The sequence below is a fragment of the Streptomyces chartreusis NRRL 3882 genome (genome assembly GCF_900236475.1).
Lineage (GTDB): Bacteria > Actinomycetota > Actinomycetes > Streptomycetales > Streptomycetaceae > Streptomyces > Streptomyces chartreusis_D.
This window is the reverse complement of sequence record NZ_LT963352.1, coordinates 8343229-8358484: the sequence shown is the minus strand read 5'-3', so window position 1 is coordinate 8358484 and position 15256 is coordinate 8343229. Positions and strand designations below refer to the sequence as shown.

At 72.4% G+C, this 15256-nt stretch carries 15 protein-coding genes; 10 read left to right on the top strand and 5 right to left on the bottom strand.

Translation table 11 applies throughout. The features are described from left to right. Nucleotides 1-11: 11 nt before the first annotated feature. The 3 genes from SCNRRL3882_RS37705 to SCNRRL3882_RS37695 are packed head-to-tail and all read left to right on the top strand — an operon-like array spanning nucleotide 12 to nucleotide 2883. On the top strand, nucleotides 12-767 hold the full coding sequence (locus tag SCNRRL3882_RS37705; protein ID WP_010040711.1) for a (Fe-S)-binding protein: 756 nt from the start codon (nucleotides 12-14) through the stop codon (nucleotides 765-767). Beyond that, nucleotides 764-2242: a LutB/LldF family L-lactate oxidation iron-sulfur protein gene (locus SCNRRL3882_RS37700; RefSeq protein ID WP_010040713.1), complete on the top strand. Its 1479-nt coding sequence runs from the start codon at nucleotides 764-766 to the stop codon at nucleotides 2240-2242. Before SCNRRL3882_RS37705 ends, SCNRRL3882_RS37700 begins: the two co-directional genes overlap by 4 nt. Further along, nucleotides 2239-2883 carry a LutC/YkgG family protein gene (locus tag SCNRRL3882_RS37695; protein WP_010040714.1) on the top strand — a complete coding sequence of 215 codons (645 nt, stop codon included), beginning with the start codon at nucleotides 2239-2241 and terminating at the stop codon, nucleotides 2881-2883. The genes SCNRRL3882_RS37700 and SCNRRL3882_RS37695 overlap by 4 nt, the downstream gene beginning before the upstream one ends. Nucleotides 2884-2891: 8 nt before the next feature. Here the strand turns inward: SCNRRL3882_RS37695 and SCNRRL3882_RS37690 are convergent, their stop codons facing one another. Further along, complete coding sequence (locus SCNRRL3882_RS37690; protein ID WP_010040715.1) at nucleotides 2892-3686, bottom strand: SDR family NAD(P)-dependent oxidoreductase; 795 nt, start codon at nucleotides 3684-3686, stop codon at nucleotides 2892-2894. A 219-nt stretch (nucleotides 3687-3905) separates the two neighbouring features. Here SCNRRL3882_RS37690 and SCNRRL3882_RS37685 point away from each other — a divergent pair, with 219 nt between their 5' ends. From SCNRRL3882_RS37685 to SCNRRL3882_RS37670, 4 genes are all read left to right on the top strand, one after another. After that, nucleotides 3906-4691: an ABC transporter ATP-binding protein gene (locus tag SCNRRL3882_RS37685; protein ID WP_010040716.1), complete on the top strand. Its 786-nt coding sequence runs from the start codon at nucleotides 3906-3908 to the stop codon at nucleotides 4689-4691. A gap of 3 nt (nucleotides 4692-4694) precedes the next feature. Then, nucleotides 4695-6005: an ABC transporter permease gene (locus tag SCNRRL3882_RS37680; protein ID WP_010040717.1), complete on the top strand. Its 1311-nt coding sequence runs from the start codon at nucleotides 4695-4697 to the stop codon at nucleotides 6003-6005. 163 nt (nucleotides 6006-6168) lie between these two features. Continuing rightward, nucleotides 6169-7026, top strand: a complete 858-nt coding sequence (locus tag SCNRRL3882_RS37675; RefSeq protein ID WP_010040719.1) for an AAA family ATPase — start codon at nucleotides 6169-6171, stop codon at nucleotides 7024-7026. Further along, a complete protein-coding gene (locus SCNRRL3882_RS37670; RefSeq protein WP_010040722.1) occupies nucleotides 7023-8381 on the top strand; it encodes a vWA domain-containing protein in 1359 nt (452 codons plus the stop codon). The genes SCNRRL3882_RS37675 and SCNRRL3882_RS37670 overlap by 4 nt, the downstream gene beginning before the upstream one ends. 189 nt (nucleotides 8382-8570) lie before the next feature. Here SCNRRL3882_RS37670 and SCNRRL3882_RS37665 read toward each other — a convergent pair whose 3' ends face one another. The 3 genes from SCNRRL3882_RS37665 to SCNRRL3882_RS37655 all read right to left on the bottom strand — a co-directional run bounded on the left by SCNRRL3882_RS37665 (nucleotide 8571) and on the right by SCNRRL3882_RS37655 (nucleotide 10737). Beyond that, the gene (locus SCNRRL3882_RS37665) at nucleotides 8571-8930 is read right to left on the bottom strand and encodes a cupin domain-containing protein (RefSeq protein WP_010040725.1); all 360 of its coding nucleotides are present in this window, start codon (nucleotides 8928-8930) and stop codon (nucleotides 8571-8573) included. A gap of 140 nt (nucleotides 8931-9070) precedes the next feature. Next, a complete protein-coding gene (locus SCNRRL3882_RS37660; protein ID WP_010040727.1) occupies nucleotides 9071-10048 on the bottom strand; it encodes a pyridoxal-phosphate dependent enzyme in 978 nt (325 codons plus the stop codon). Continuing rightward, a complete protein-coding gene (locus tag SCNRRL3882_RS37655; protein ID WP_010040729.1) occupies nucleotides 10045-10737 on the bottom strand; it encodes a helix-turn-helix transcriptional regulator in 693 nt (230 codons plus the stop codon). The genes SCNRRL3882_RS37660 and SCNRRL3882_RS37655 overlap by 4 nt, the downstream gene beginning before the upstream one ends. A 171-nt stretch (nucleotides 10738-10908) precedes the next feature. On the opposite strand from SCNRRL3882_RS37655, the gene SCNRRL3882_RS37650 reads away from it, so the two are divergent. Genes SCNRRL3882_RS37650 through SCNRRL3882_RS37640 form a run of 3 tightly spaced genes read left to right on the top strand, consistent with a single transcriptional unit; the run spans nucleotide 10909 to nucleotide 13585 of the window. Continuing rightward, complete coding sequence (locus SCNRRL3882_RS37650) at nucleotides 10909-11829, top strand: metal ABC transporter solute-binding protein, Zn/Mn family (RefSeq protein WP_010040731.1); 921 nt, start codon at nucleotides 10909-10911, stop codon at nucleotides 11827-11829. Then, on the top strand, nucleotides 11826-12674 hold the full coding sequence (locus tag SCNRRL3882_RS37645; RefSeq protein WP_010040734.1) for a metal ABC transporter ATP-binding protein: 849 nt from the start codon (nucleotides 11826-11828) through the stop codon (nucleotides 12672-12674). The genes SCNRRL3882_RS37650 and SCNRRL3882_RS37645 overlap by 4 nt, the downstream gene beginning before the upstream one ends. Continuing rightward, a complete protein-coding gene (locus SCNRRL3882_RS37640) occupies nucleotides 12671-13585 on the top strand; it encodes a metal ABC transporter permease (RefSeq protein WP_010040736.1) in 915 nt (304 codons plus the stop codon). Before SCNRRL3882_RS37645 ends, SCNRRL3882_RS37640 begins: the two co-directional genes overlap by 4 nt. Here SCNRRL3882_RS37640 and SCNRRL3882_RS37635 read toward each other — a convergent pair. Continuing rightward, nucleotides 13548-15245, bottom strand: coding sequence for an amidohydrolase (locus tag SCNRRL3882_RS37635; RefSeq protein ID WP_010040737.1), 1698 nt, complete (start codon nucleotides 15243-15245; stop codon nucleotides 13548-13550). The genes SCNRRL3882_RS37640 and SCNRRL3882_RS37635 overlap by 38 nt on opposite strands. Nucleotides 15246-15256 lie beyond the last annotated feature (11 nt).

Genomic DNA, 15256 nt, shown 5'->3' with positions numbered 1-15256 from the left:
AAGGAGCCGCGATGCGTGTCGCCCTGTTCCTGACCTGCGTCAACGACACGCTGTATCCGGACACCGGGCGCGCCGTGGTGAAACTGCTGACCAGACTGGGCGTCGACGTCGACTTCCCGATGGCGCAGACCTGCTGCGGCCAGGCGCACTACAACACCGGATACCGGCACGAGGCCGAACCGCTCGCCCGGCACTTCTCCGATGTCTTCGGCGCGTACGAGGCGATCGTGACGCCGTCCGGGTCGTGCGGGGCGATGGTGCGGGAGCTGTATCCGCGGATGGGCGAGCGGGCCCGGGCCGAGGGGCGTGGGGACACCCTCGCGGCCACGCTGGCCCCGGTGGTGCCGAAGACGTACGAGCTCACGGAGTTCCTCGTGGACGTGCTGGGCGTGACGGACGTCGGGGCGTACTACCCGCACAAGGTGACGTACCACCCGACCTGTCACGGGCTGCGCGGGCTGGGCCTCGGCGACCGGCCGAGGCGGTTGCTCCAGGCCGTGAAGGGGCTGGAGCTGGCCGAGCTGCCGGGGGCCGACGAGTGCTGCGGGTTCGGCGGCACCTTCGCCCTGAAGAACGCCGACGTCTCGGCGGCGATGGGCGCCGACAAGGTGCGCAACGCCGAGTCGACGGGCGCCGAGGTGCTGTGCGCGGCCGACAACTCCTGTCTGATGCACATCGGCGGGACGATGACCCGGCTGCGCACCGGGATGCGGCCGGTGCACATCGCGGAGATCCTGGCGAGCACGGAGGAGGAACCGGCCGTATGAGCGGGACGTTCGTCGGGATGCCGGCGTTTCCACAGGCCGCGCGGGAGGCCGTGGGCAACGAGACCCTGCGCGGCAATCTGCGGCACGCCACGCACACCATCCGCGCCAAGCGGGCCAAGGCCGTGACCGAGGTGTCCGACTGGGCCGAGCTGCGTGAGGCGGGCAAGCGGATCAAGGACCACACGCTGCGTCATCTCGACCGCTACCTCGAGCAGTTGGAGGAGTCGGTGACGGCGGCCGGCGGCATCGTGCACTGGGCCGCCGACGCGGCCGAGGCCAACGAGATCGTCACCCAGCTCGTCAAGATGACCGGCGAGTCGGAGGTCGTCAAGGTCAAGTCGATGGCGACGCAGGAGATCGGGCTCAACGAGGCGCTGGAGGCCGAGGGCATCCGCGCCTACGAGACGGATCTCGCCGAGCTGATCGTGCAGTTGGGCAAGGACCGGCCCTCGCACATCCTCGTCCCGGCCATCCACCGCAACCGGGGCGAGATCCGGGACATCTTCTCCCGTGAGATGAGCGAGTGGGGCCGCCCGGCCCCCGAGGGCCTCACCGACACGCCCGCCGAACTCGCCGAGGCGGCCCGGCTGCACCTGCGGGAGAAGTTCCTGCGCGCCAAGGTCGGCATCTCCGGGGCCAACTTCATGGTCGCCGAGACGGGCACGCTGGTGGTCGTGGAGTCCGAGGGCAACGGCCGGATGTGCCTGACACTGCCCGAGACGCTGATCTCGGTCGTCGGCATCGAGAAGATCGTGCCGACGTGGCGGGACCTGGAGGTGTTCCTCCAGACCCTCCCCCGCTCGTCGACGGCGGAGCGCATGAACCCGTACACGTCGACGTGGACCGGCACCACGGACGAGGACGGGCCGGGCACCTTCCATCTGGTGCTGCTGGACAACGGCCGCACCGACACCCTCGCCGACGAGGTCGGCCGGCAGGCGCTGCGCTGCATCCGCTGCTCGGCGTGTCTCAACGTGTGCCCGGTGTACGAGCGGGCCGGCGGCCACGCCTACGGCTCGGTGTACCCGGGCCCGATCGGCGCGATCCTCAGCCCCCAACTGCGGGGCACGGCCAGCGAGATCGACGCCTCGCTGCCGTACGCGTCCTCGCTGTGCGGGGCGTGTTACGAGGTGTGCCCGGTCGCCATCGACATCCCGGAGGTGCTGGTGCATCTGCGGGAACGGGTGGTGGAGGGCGGGGAGGTCACCCGGGAGGGCAACAAGGTGGTGCTGCGGCCGGCGAAGGGGCATGCCGCCGAGCGGGCGGCGATGCGCGCGGCCCGCTGGGCGTTCACGCACCCGGGCGCGCTGCGCACCGGACAGCGTGCCGCCTCCCGGACCCGGCGCTTCCATCCCCGTACGCTGCCGGGGCCCGGCCGGGCCTGGAGCGGGACCCGGGATCTGCCGCCGGTGCCGGCCGAGCCGTTCCGGGACTGGTGGCAGCGGACGCGCGGCGGGAAGGACGGTGCCAGGTGAACAGCAGGGAGCGGATTCTCGGGCGGGTGCGGCGCGCGCTGGCGGACGTACCGCGGGACGACAAGCCGTACGACCAGGCGGTGGCGCGGGACTATGCGCGTGAGCACGGGGACCGGAGTGTCGAGGAGACCGTCGAACTGCTCGCCGAGAACCTGGCGGACTACCGGGCGATCGTGCACCGTACGGACGCCGAGGGGCTGGCGGGGCTGATCGCGGGGCTGCTGGAGAAGCGCGGGGCGGCGTCGGTGCTCGTCCCGCCCGGGCTGGACGAGGGGTGGCTGGCGGCGACCGGTGTGACGCGGGTGGCGGACCGGGTGGAGAGCACGCCGCAGGAACTCGACCGGGTGGACAGTGTGGTGACGGCCTGTGCGGTCGCGATCGCGGAGACCGGGACGATCGTGCTGGACGGCTCGCCCGACCAGGGGCGGCGCCGGATCACCCTCGTCCCGGACCACCACATCTGTGTCGTGCGCGTGCCCGGCCAGGTCGTGTCGTCCGTGCCGCAGGGTCTGGAACGCCTCGACCCGGCGCAGCCGTTGACCTGGATCTCCGGGCCGTCGGCGACCAGCGACATCGAGCTGGACCGGGTCGAGGGGGTGCACGGGCCGCGCACGCTGGAGGTGGTGCTGGTGAGCGACTGAGAGCCGGCTCAGGGGAGGATCGAGTCGACGTAGCCGCCGTCGACGCGCAGGGCGCCGCCGGTCGTCGCCGAGGCCTGGTCGGAGCTGAGGTAGACGACCATGTTGGCGATCTCCTCCGGCTCGATCAGCCGCTGGAGCAGGGACTGCGGCCGGTGCTGTCGCATGAAGGCGCGCTGGGCCTCGTCCCAGGGCAGGTCACGGTCGACGAGCTGGTGGACGAAGTCCTCGACGCCGCCGGTGCGGGTCGGCCCCGCGATGACGGAGTTCACCGTGACACCGGTGCCGGCCGCCTGCTTGGCGAAGCCCCGGCTCACCGCGAGCAGGGCGGTCTTCGACATGCCGTAGTGGATCATCTCGGCGGGGATGACGACGGCCGAGTCGCTGGCGATGTACTGGACGCGCCCCCAGCCGCGTTCGGTCATGCCGGGCAGGACGAGACGGGTGAGGCGCACGGCGGCCAGGACGTTCACCTCGAAGTAGCGCCGCCACTCGTCGTCGCTGATCTCCAGCGGGTCCGCGGACTCGAAGACGCCGAGGTTGTTGACGAGGACGTCCACCCGGCCCAGGGCGTCCAGCGCCTGCCGGGCGCCCTCGTCGGTGGTCACGTCGGCGGCCACGGGCACCAGGCCGGCGCCGTGGACCTCGCCCTGCATCCGGTCCACGGCCTCCTGCACCCGCCGGGGCGAGCGGCCGTTGACACCCACCCGGGCGCCCGCCCGGGCCAGCCCCGCGGCGATCGCGGCGCCGATGCCCTGCGTGGAGCCGGTCACCAGAGCGGTGCGGCCCTTCAGATCGATCTGCATGCCGTGTCCCCTTCCCTGCCGGAGCGACCGGGTACCCGCGGCCAGGGCCGGGAGCACCCCTCCCCCAGTCATGACGAGCCGCACTCCTGGTGCGGTCCCGAGTCGCGGGGTGTCGCTGAGTACACCCCGCGATACGGGTTCTGCGGCCAGTGTGGGTGAGCCGCCTTCTCCGTAGCGTCGTGGGCGAGGCACAGGGCGTGCCGGACGAGGGGGACGACGATGTTGCGCACCGGACCACGACAGGACCAGGACCCGGGACCCGCCGCCGAGGCGCTGCGGCTGGTCAAGGTCACCAAGACGTACGGGAGCGCCGACAGTGCCGTGACCGCCCTGGACGGTGTGACGCTCGGTCTGGGGCGGGGCACGTTCACGGCGGTGATGGGGCCGTCCGGTTCCGGCAAGTCCACGCTGCTGCAGTGCGCGGCTGGTCTCGACCGGCCCGACAGCGGGATCGTGCGGGTCGACGGCACCGAACTGACGGGCGGCGGCGAGGCCGAACTGACGAAGTTCCGGCGCGGCCGGATCGGGTTCGTGTTCCAGCAGTACAACCTGCTGGAGACGCTGACCGTCGCGCAGAACACGGTGCTGCCGCTGAAACTGGCGGGGCGGCGTGTGGACCGGCAACGGGTCCGGGAGGTGCTGGCGGCCGTGGGCCTCGGCGACCGGCTCGGACACCGGCCCGACCAGCTCTCGGGTGGTCAGCGCCAGCGGGTCGCCATCGCCCGGGCGCTCGTGACCGAACCGCGGGTGATCTTCGCGGACGAGCCGACGGGCGCGCTGGACACGCGCAGTGCGCGGGACGTGCTGCGGCTGCTCCGGGAGGCGGTGCGGGTGCACGGCCGGACGGTGGTGATGGTGACGCACGACCCGGTCGCCGCCTCCTACGCCGACAGTGTGCTGTTCCTCGCGGACGGCCGGCTGGCGGGCCGGATGGACGGCCCGATGGCGGACGCGGTCGCCGAGCGGCTGGCGCACCTGGGCGACGACGTGCCGGCGGGGGTGTGAGCCGTGTTCGTTCTCGCGATGCGGTCGATACGGCAGCGGCCCGGGCGGTTCCTCGCGACCCTGCTGTCCGCGTTCCTGGGCGCGGTGATCATCATGACGTTCAACTCGATGCACGACACGGCCGGGCAGCCGGGCGTGGACTCGGTGAGTTCGGAGACCCTGTCCACCGCTGCGGGAGTGGTCGGCGGCTACGGCACCCTGCTGGTGTTCTTCGCGGTCGCCTCGACGCTGACGGTGAACGTGCGTCAGCGGGCCGCCGAGATGGAGCTGTTGCGCTGCTCGGGGGCGACTCCGGCGCAGATCAAGCGGATGGTGGTGGGCGAGGCGGTGGCCGTGGCCCTGGTGGGCACGGCCCTGGCGATCGGGCCGGCGGTGCTCGGCGGCCGGGCGCTGCTCGGCGTGTTCCAGGACAGCGGTCAGGTCGCCCGGTCCGTGGACCACTCCTTCGGTCCCGTGGCGTTGCAGACCGGTGCCGGCATCACGCTGCTCGCCGCCGCGGGTGCCGCGTTCCTCGCCGTGCGGCGGGCGACGGGCGGGGGCCGGCGGCGGGGCCGGGCGCGGACGGTCCTCGCCTACGCGGCTCTGGTGGCCGGTGCGGTGTCGGTGACCTCGACGTTCGTCTTCTCGGCGACGGACGCGGCGCTGATGGCGCCGCCGGCGTACGGTGCGATCCTGCTGTCCGTCGGGTGCGCGCTGAAGGCACCGCGACTGCTGGCGGGCGTGCTGGACCGGCTGCCGCTCGGGGGCGCGAGCGGCTGGCTGGCGGTGCGCAATCTGCGGGAGCGGGCCGGGCAGCTCGCCGGGATCCTGATGTCGCTGATCCTGTTCACCGCCGTCGCGACGGCGACGCTGACGATGCAGGCGGTGGAGAGCGACGCCGTCGCGGCCTCGGGGGCGGTGAAGTCGGTCGACGCGAAGAACCTGGAGACGCTCAACTTCACGGTCGTCGGCATCATCGTGGTCTTCGTCTGCGTGATGCTGGTCAACTCCCTGTACGCGGCGACCACTTACCGCGAGCGGGAGTTCGGGCAGCAGCGCCTCGCCGGGGCGAGCCCCGGGCAGGTGCTTGGCGTGGTGGGGGCCGAGGGGCTGGTCCTGACGGTCACCGGTGTGTGCTGCGGCACGCTGGCGGCGCTGGCGGGGATCGTCCCGTTCACCGTGGTCCGCACCGACGCGGTCCTGCCGGAGCAGGCGTTCGGCGTGTGGCTCGCGGTCGTGGCGGTGGCGGCGGCGGTGACGCTGGGGACGGGCCTGGCCACGGCCCGGCGGGTGTTGCGCACTCCCGCGGTGCGGGCGGTGGCGTCGGCCGCGTGACCGAGGACGCGTGAGGGGCAGCCGTTTCGAACGGCTGCCCCTTCACCGCATGTCGGGTGCCGATCGGTCCATGACCTTCCGGCACTCGGACCCCCCATGGCATCATCGCTGAGCAAGCGCTTGGACACCCGTCTGACCTCTGCCGCCGACCTGGAGGCCCCCGTTGTTCACATCCGTCGACGATGTCTCCGCACGTCTGGCCGGGACCGGCTATCTCGCCTCGCCCGCCGTCGCCACGACCGTCTTCCTCGCCGACCGCCTGGGCAAGCCGCTGCTGGTGGAGGGCCCGGCCGGCGTCGGCAAGACGGAGCTCGCCAAGGCCGTCGCCGAGGTCGCGGGGGCGCGACTCGTACGTCTCCAGTGCTACGAGGGGGTCGACGAGTCCCGGGCGCTGTACGAGTGGAACCACGCCAAGCAGCTCCTGCGCATCAGCGCGGGCCGCGACGAGACGTGGGACGAGACGCGCACCGACATCTTCAGCGAGGAGTTCCTGCTCACGCGGCCCCTGCTGACCGCCATCCGGGGCGACGACCCGAAGGTGCTGCTGATCGACGAGACCGACAAGGCGGACGTCGAGGTGGAGGGCCTGCTCCTGGAGGTGCTCAGCGACTTCCAGGTGACCGTGCCCGAGCTGGGCACCATCACGGCGACGCGCCGCCCGTTCGTCGTCCTCACGTCCAACGCGAGCCGGGAGCTGTCGGAGGCGTTGCGCCGCCGCTGCCTCTTCCTCCACATCGGCTTCCCCGAGGAGGAGTTGGAGCGCCGGATCGTACGGCTGAAGGTGCCGGGGCTCGACGAGGCGCTGGCCCGCTCGGTCGTCCGGGTCGTGGGCGCGCTGCGGGCGATGGACCTGCGCAAGGTGCCGTCGGTCGCCGAGACCATCGACTGGGCGCGCACGCTGCTCGCACTCGGCGCGGACACCCTGGACGAGACGGTCGTGCGGGCCACCCTCGGTGTGCTCCTCAAGCACCAGGACGACGTGCTCAAGGCGAGCGCCAAGCTCGACCTGGATGCCCTGTGACCACGCCGGCGGGCGTCGCCGAGCGACTGACCTCCCTGGTCGGGGCGTTGCGCGCGCACGGCATGCGGATCGGCACCGGTGAGACGGTCGACGCGGCGCGGGCGGTCGAGGCGCTCGGCCTCGCGGACCGGGAGCTGCTGCGCGAGGGTCTCGCGGCGACGCTGCTGCACGGCACCGGTGGCCGGCAGGTGTTCGACCCGGTCTTCGACCTGTACTTCCCGCGTGGCGTCGGCGACCCGGAGCAGCGGGCCGCCGGCCGGGACGATCTGCGCGACCGGCTGGCGGCGGCGCTCGCCGCCGACGACCGGGTGCTGCTGGGCCGGCTGGCGGTCGAGGCGGTGGACGGTTTCGGCGGCTACGGTTCCGCGCCGGGGTCGGAGGGCTGGTCGTCGTACCAGACGCTCGAACGGCTGCGCCCGCAGACCCTGCTCGCCCGGGTCCGTGACGACGTGCGGGGCCGGGGCGGGAGTTCCGGTTTCGCGGACCGGCTGCTGGAGGACGAGATCCGGCGGCGTATCGAGGGGTTCCGCGCGTTGGTGGCCGCGGAGGCGCGGCGCCGGGTCGCCGAGCGGCGCGACCGGGACGAGATCGCCCGGCGGGCGGTGGCCCCGACCGCCGACCAGGTCGACTTCCTGTTCGCCGGAAAGGCCAGGCTGGCCGAGCTGCGCAGGACGGTTCAGCCGCTCGCCCGCAAGCTCGCGACCCGGCTCGCGGCACGCCGCCGCCGTGCCTCCCGGGGCACGATCGACCTGCGGCGGACCCTGCGCGGTTCGCTGTCGACGGGCGGGGTGCCGATGAAGCCGGTGCTGCGCAGACGGCGTCCCGCCCGTCCCGAACTGGTGCTGCTGTGCGATGTGTCGGGATCGGTGTCCGGTTTCTCCGACTTCACGATGCTGCTGGTGCAGGCGCTGCACGACCAGTTCAGCAAGGTGCGGGTGTTCGCCTTCGTCAACCGGATCGACGAGGTGACCGATCTCCTCCGGCACGGCACCGCGGACCCGGAAGGACTCAGTGCCCGGATCGAGGCGGAGGCGACGCTCACGCGCTGGCACGGCAGCAGCGACTACGGCATGGCGCTGGGCGAGTTCGCGGAGCGTTACGGTGACGCGGTCGGCCCGCGCACGACCGTGTTCGTCCTCGGTGACGCCCGTACGAACAGGAGCGATCCGAACCTGCCGGCCGTACGGCGGATCGCCGAACGGGCCCGCCGCGTCTACTGGCTGAACCCCGAGCAGCGTTCGCGCTGGGGCACGGGCGACTCCGCCGCGCCCGCCTACGCCGAGCTGGTCGAGATGCACGAGTGCCGCACCGCTCGGCAGCTGAGCGCCCTGGTGGGTCGGCTGCTGCCGGTGTGATCAGGCCGGTGGACTCATGAGAAACCGATCGGTTTATGAGTCGGGGAAGCATAAACCGGTCGGTTTCTCACGTAAGGCCGGCCCACGCTCCGGGGTCACGGAGGCGGGACCCGGCGACGAGGGCGAGGTGGAGCACGCGCGTGCGAAGGTCGTCGTCACCGTGTGCCGGGCCGGCGCGGCCGGCCGGGACTACTCCTTCTTCGCGAACTCCCTTGCCGTCTGCCCCTGGAAGTCGTAGACCACGGCCTGCTCGTCGCCCACGACCCAGGCGTCGTGTCCGGGCGAGACGACGTAGACGTCGCCGGGGCCGACCTCGGTCTCGCCGCCGTCGTCCATGCGGATGCGCATGCGGCCCTGGAGGACGTAGCCGTTGTGGTGCATCTGGCAGCTGGGGGTGCCCGCGATCGGCGCCACGGACTCGGACCAGCGCCAGCCGGGCTCGAACGTCGCCACGGCGAAGTCGAGATCCGTCATGTGGACGGCTTCCATGTGACCACGGGGGAAATCACGCCGCTCGTCCGGCTTGTCGAGCGTCTTCACTTCCAACATGACGCGCTCCCTTCAGACCGCGGAGCCCCGCGGCCGGGCCCGGTCACCCGGCGGCCCTGGACACCGCCGTGGGCGGCCGACCCCCTACTCCTCAATCGTCCGCCCGTCCATCCGGGGCCGCCAACCGGGGGAGCTTCCGCTCAGGCCTGACCTCCGCAGAGCTCGGCGAAGCGCCCGGCGTCGATGTTGCCGCCGGACAGGATGACGCCGACGCGGCGCGGAAGAGGACCCGCGCGGCCGGTGAGCAGGGCGGCCAGCGGAGTGGCGCCGCTCGGCTCGACGACGATCTTCAGGCGTTCGAAGGCGAACCGCATCGCGTCCCGGATCTCGTCGTCGGTGACCAGGACGATGCCGTCGACGAGCCGCCGGTTGACGGAGAAGGTCAGTTCGCCGGGGGTGTGCAGAGCCTGTCCGTCGGCGATGGTGTGCGGCACCGGGATACTGATGCGCCGGCCCGCTTCCAGCGAACGCTTGGTGTCGTCCCCGGTCTCCGGTTCGACACCGATCATCAGGATGTCCGGGTGCAGACCCTTGGCCACCGTGGCACTGCCGGCCATGAGCCCGCCACCGCCGACGGGTGTCAGCAGCGCCCCCAACTCCCCCGTTTCTTCGAGGAGTTCGAGCGCGGCCGTGCCCTGCCCGGCCATGACATGCGGATGCTCGTACGGCGGGATGACGGCGAGGCCCCGCTCGGCGGCCAGGGCCTCCGCGATGGCGACGCGATCGCCGGTGTAGCGGTCGTAGGTGACGATCTCGGCGCCGTAGCCGGCGGTGGCCGCCCGCTTCGACGGCGGGGCGTCCTCGGGCATGACGATCACGGCGGTGGTGCCGAGCTCCCGGGCGGCCAGGGCGACGGCCTGCGCGTGGTTGCCGGAGGAGTAGGCGGCGATGCCCCGGGACAGCTGGTCGGGGGTGAGGCGGGAGGCGGCGTTGTAGGCGCCGCGGAACTTGAAGGCGCCGACGCGCTGGAAGTTCTCGCACTTGAGGTGGATCTCGGCGCCGGCGAGTGCGTCCAGGGTGCGGGAGCGCAGGACGGGCGTGCGGTGGGCGACGCCCTGGAGCCGGGCGGCGGCGTCCCGGACGTCGTCGAGGGTGACCGGCGGGGTGGTGGTCGTCACGCTTGTCCTCCAGCGGAAGTGCCGGAAGCCGCACCGCGGGCGGCCCGGGCCTGGGAGAGGTAGTTGTAGGCGGAGGCGCGGGAGATGCCGAGCCGGGCGGCGACCTGCTCGACCGCGCCGCGCACGGCGAAGACCCCGCGGGTGTCGAGTCCGGCGAACAGCTCCAGGCGCTCGGCGCGGTCGAGCTCCGCCCAGCTTCCCCGCTGTATCGACTGGTGGGCGTCGACCAGGGCGTCGACCACGGAGTCGATGTCGTTGCCGAAGGTGGTGGTCGGCAGCTCCGCGGGGGCCGCGCCGACTCCGGCGAGGGCGCCGAGCAGGCCGTGGACCTGGCTGACGGCGCCGACGTCCACGTTGACGCAGAGCGCGCCGAAGACGGCTCCCGTGGAGTCCCGCAGCACCATCGTGGAGGACTTCACCAGCGTCCCGTTCCGGGTGCGGGTGACGTAGTTCAGTTCGTCGGCCGCCTCGTCCCCGTGGGAAAGGACGCGCATGCCGATCTCGCTCATCGCGCCGCCCACCGTCCGCCCGGTCACCGAGCCGGCCACGGCGACGACCGACTTCTCCGGCTTCCGGTAGTCGTGCAGCACGACTTCGCAGACCGGCCCGAAGGTCGCGGCGATCCCGTCGACGACCGGCGTCAGCGCGGCGAGGATCGCGTCCCGTTCCGCAGTCAGAGCCTCTCGCATGGAGCTAGACTACATGTCTAAAGCTTGGACCACCAGTCCAGATCTTCCCCAATAATCGGCAATGGTTTTCACATGACTTCGGCCAGAACCCGCTCTTGACATTCATTCCCATCTAGCGTGGCGCCTGCCGAACACCCGACACCCCCTCTGCACATCCGTCATGGAGGAGCCATGCCCCTGTCCACGTCCCGCCGCCTGGCGCTGCTGACCAGCGCGTCACTGGCCCTGCTCGCGGGCTGCGGCAGCTCGTCGGACTCCGCCGACGCCAAGAGCGCCTCGGCCAAGGTGCCCGTGGTCGCCTCCACGAACGTCTACGGCGACATCGTGCGCAGCATCGGCGCGGACAAGGTCGACATCACCTCGGTCATCAGCGACCCCGACCAGGACCCGCACTCCTATGAGGCCAATACCCAGAACCAGCTGGCCCTGTCCAAGGCGAAGGTCGTCGTCGAGAACGGCGGCGGCTACGACGACTTCGTCGACCGCATGCTGAAGAGCGGCCACAACGACTCCGCCCAGGTGATCAACGCCGTACGGGTGTCCGGCAAGACCGCGCCGAAGGGCGGCGAGCTGAACGAGCACGTCTGGTACGACTTCCCCACCGTCGCCCGCGTGGCCGACCGCATATCCGCGGCCCTCGCCAAGGCCGACCCGGCCGACGCGGCAGCCTTCAGGAAGAACGCCACGGCCTTCAAGGCCGAGCTCGCGCCACTGGAGGCGAAGGAGGCACGGATCAAGAAGGAGCACGGCGGTGCGGCGGTGGCCATCACCGAGCCCGTGCCGCTGTACATGATCGAGGCGAGCGGCCTGGTGAACAGGACGCCCCCGGAGTTCAGCGAGGCGATCGAGGAGGGCGACGACGTCTCGCCCCGGATCCTCCAGGAGAGTCTGGCCCTCCTCAGCGGCAGGAAGGTCGAGGCGCTCGTCTACAACGCGCAGACCTCCGGCCCCCAGACCCAGAAGGCGGAGGCGGCTGCCGAGGCGGCCGGTATCCCCGTCGTGCCCGTCACCGAGACCCTGCCGAAGGGCAAGGACTACCTCGGCTGGATGACCGCCAACGTCGACGCGCTCGCGAGCGCGCTGGCCAAGTGACCCCGGTGGCCCGGCAGGACACCGCTCCTGTCGTCAGTCTGCGCGACGCGGCCCTGTCCTACGACGCCCGAACGGTGTGGAGCGGCCTCGACCTCGACGTACGGCCCGGGGAGTTCCTGGCCGTGCTGGGTCCGAACGGGGCGGGCAAGACCAGTTTCGTACGGGCGCTGCTGGGCCGTCGGCCGCTGTCCGACGGGACGCTGACCGTCCTCGGACGGCCCGCTCGGGACGCCGCCCGGCACATCGGGTACGTCCCGCAGCAGGCGGCGCTGTCCGCGCAGGCCATGCTGCGCGCCCGGGACCTCGTACGGTTCGGCATCGACGGGCACCGCTTCGGCCCGCGCCTGCGCACCGGCCCGGTCCGCCGCCGGGTGGACGAGATCCTGGAGTCCGTCGGGGCCACGGCCTACGCCGACGTCCCGCTCGGCATGCTGTCCGGCGGCGAACGGCAGCGCGTGCGCATCGGGCAGGCCCTCGCGACCGACCCCCGCATCCTGCTGTGCGACGAGCCGCTGCTGTCCCTCGACCTGAACCACCAGCGGGCCGTCACCGAGCTGATCGACGCACGGCGCCGCTCCCACGGCACGGCGGTGGTCTTCGTGACCCATGAGATCAATCCGGTGCTGGGGATGGTCGACCGGGTGCTGTACCTCGCCCCCGGCGGCCACCGCGTCGGAACCCCGGACGAGGTGCTGACCTCCGAGTCGCTGTCCCGGCTCTACGGCACGCAGGTCGACGTGGTGCGCGTGCGTGGCCGGGTCGTGGTCGCCGGGGCCCCCGACGAGCCGGCCGCGCCGCCGCACCATCCCGGACAGGCCCACGAGACGGACGGAGCGCGCGCATGACGCTCGGCGACGCGGTCTGGCACCAGATCTTCAACTTCACGGACTACGGCGAACTCCTCACCCTGGTCCGCAACTCCCTCGTCGCGGGCGTGGCGCTGGGGCTCGTGGGTGGGCTGGCCGGGGTCTTCGTCCTGATGCGGGACCTGCCGTTCGCGGTGCACGGCATCAGCGAGCTGTCCTTCGCGGGCGCGTCGGCGGCACTGCTGCTGGGCGCGAACATCGTGGCGGGCTCGATCGCCGGTTCGCTCCTCGCGGCCGGCGCCATCGGGGTGCTGGGGACACGGGCCCGGGACCGCAACTCGGTGATCGGCATCATCATGCCGTTCGGGCTGGGTCTCGGCGTGCTCTTCCTCGCCCTCTACAAGGGCCGCGCGGCCAACAAGTTCGGGCTGCTCACCGGTCAGATCGTCGCCGTGGACACCCCGCAGATGTCCTGGCTGCTCGGCACGTCCGTGCTGGTGCTGATCGCCCTGGCGGTCATGTGGCGTCCGCTCGCCTTCGCCAGCACGGACCCGGACGTGGCTCAGGCCCGCGGGGTGCCGGTGCGTGCGCTGTCCTTCGCGTTCATGCTGGTGCTCGGACTCTCGGTCGCCCTGTCGGTGCAGGTCGTCGGCGCGCTGCTGGTGCTCACACTGGTCGTCACCCCGGCGGCGGCCGCCGCCCGGGTCACCGCGTCGCCGGTGCTGCTGCCCGTGCTCAGCGTGCTGTTCGCCGTGGCCTCGATCGAGGGCGGCATCCTGCTCGCGCTGGGCAGCAGCATTCCCATCAGCCCGTACGTCACGACGATCTCGTTCGGCATCTACACCGTGTGCCGGGTGGCCGGGAGGTACCGGACCCGGCGGTGGGGAGCACGGCGTCTCCCGAAGGGCGGGCTCAGCGTTCGAACACCACCTGCCCGTCGAACACCGTGAGATCCACCCGGACCTCGGTGATGTCGTGCGGGTCGAGGCCCAGCAGTGGCCGGTCCAGGACGCACAGGTCGGCGGCCCTGCCCGGCTCGATGGTGCCCTTCCAGGCGTCGGCGAAGTCCTGCCAGGCCGGGGTGGCCGTGTAGGCGCGCAGGGCGTCGGCGAGTTGCACGCGCTGTTCGGGGCCGCTGGGTCGGCCGCTGGCCTTGGACTCGCGGAGCATCATCGAGGCCACGCCCTGTCGCCAGTCGGGCTCGGTGATCGGCGCGTCGGAGCTGGCGCAGACCCGTACTCCGGCGTCGAGCGCGGAGCGCACCGGCCACTGGTAGGCGGAGCGTTCGGGGCCCACGACCTCGTCCATCAGGTCGGAGACGGTCCACTTGATGGCGGGGTTCATGTTGACGCCGTAGCCGTGCGCGGCGAGCTTCGCCAGGCTGCCCGGGCTGATGAAGTCGCCGTGGATGACGTAGTGACGGGCGTCGGGGCGTGGCGCGGCCCGGTCGGCGGCGACGAAGGCGTCCACCACCGTGTCGATCGCGCGGTCGCCGGTGACGTGCACGCCGAGCTGGAAACCGGCCTCGTGGGCGACGCGGATCATCTCACGCAGTTCGTCGACCTGGAGCGCCGGGGTGTCGCCGTGCACGCACAGGGCGCCGTGACCGCCCTCCGGGTAGGGCTCGTTCATCCAGGCCGTGCGGTTGGGCGGCACTCCGTCGCCGAAGATCTTGACGCCGATGGCCCGCAGCAGCCGGGGGTCGGCGGACTCGGGGCGGCGCAGTTCGGCCAGGCCCCCGCGCAGGTCGGCGGCGGAGCCGCCCATGGGGGCGGGGAGCAGCAGGACGCTGACGCGCGCCCGGAGTTCGCCGCTCGCCGCGAGGTCCGCGTACGCGGTCCAGTTGTCGGTGCTCAGGCCGCCGAAGAGGGTGCCCGCGCCGCCGGGGCCGAGGCCGGGCTCGGTGTAGCTGGTGATGCCGCGGGAGTGCAGTTCGCGGATCACGTTCCGGATGGCCTGGCGGCGCTGGGCGAGGGTGGGGGCGGGCAGGGCGGCCTGGACGAGCCGCCCGGCGGCCTCGCGCAGGATGCCGGTCGGCCGGCCGTCGGGGTCGTGGTCGATGACGCCGCCGGGCGGGGGCGTGGTGTCCGCGTCGATGCCGCAGCGGCGCAGCGCCTCGGAGTTGGCCCACACCATGTGCGAGGAGAAGTCGGTCAGACAGACCGGGTGGCCCGGCGCCACCGCGTCCAGGTCCCGGCGGTGCGGGAAGCGGCCCGGGTCGGCCACGCACTCGGCGAGGTAACCGGGGTCCCAGCCCAGGCCGACGATCCACTCTCCGTCCGGGACGTCCCGTGCCGCCCGGGACACGGCCGCGGCGATGTCGGCGAGGGAACCCACCGCCGGATGGCCGACGTCGATGGCGAACGGCGGCTTCGTCATCCCGTACGCCGCTCCGTGCAGATGCGAGTCGTTGATGCCGGGCAGCACGGTCCGCCCGCCCAGTTCGACGATCCGGGTGCCGGGTCCGGCCAGGGCGCGCATCTCGGGGTCGCTGCCGACGGCCAGGATGTCCCGGCCGCGCACGGCGACGCCTTCGGCGACGGTGAAGCCGGCGTCGACGGTCAGGACCTGGCCGCCGGTCAGGACGAGGGTGGGAGCGGTGTCGCTCACGGTGACCTCTT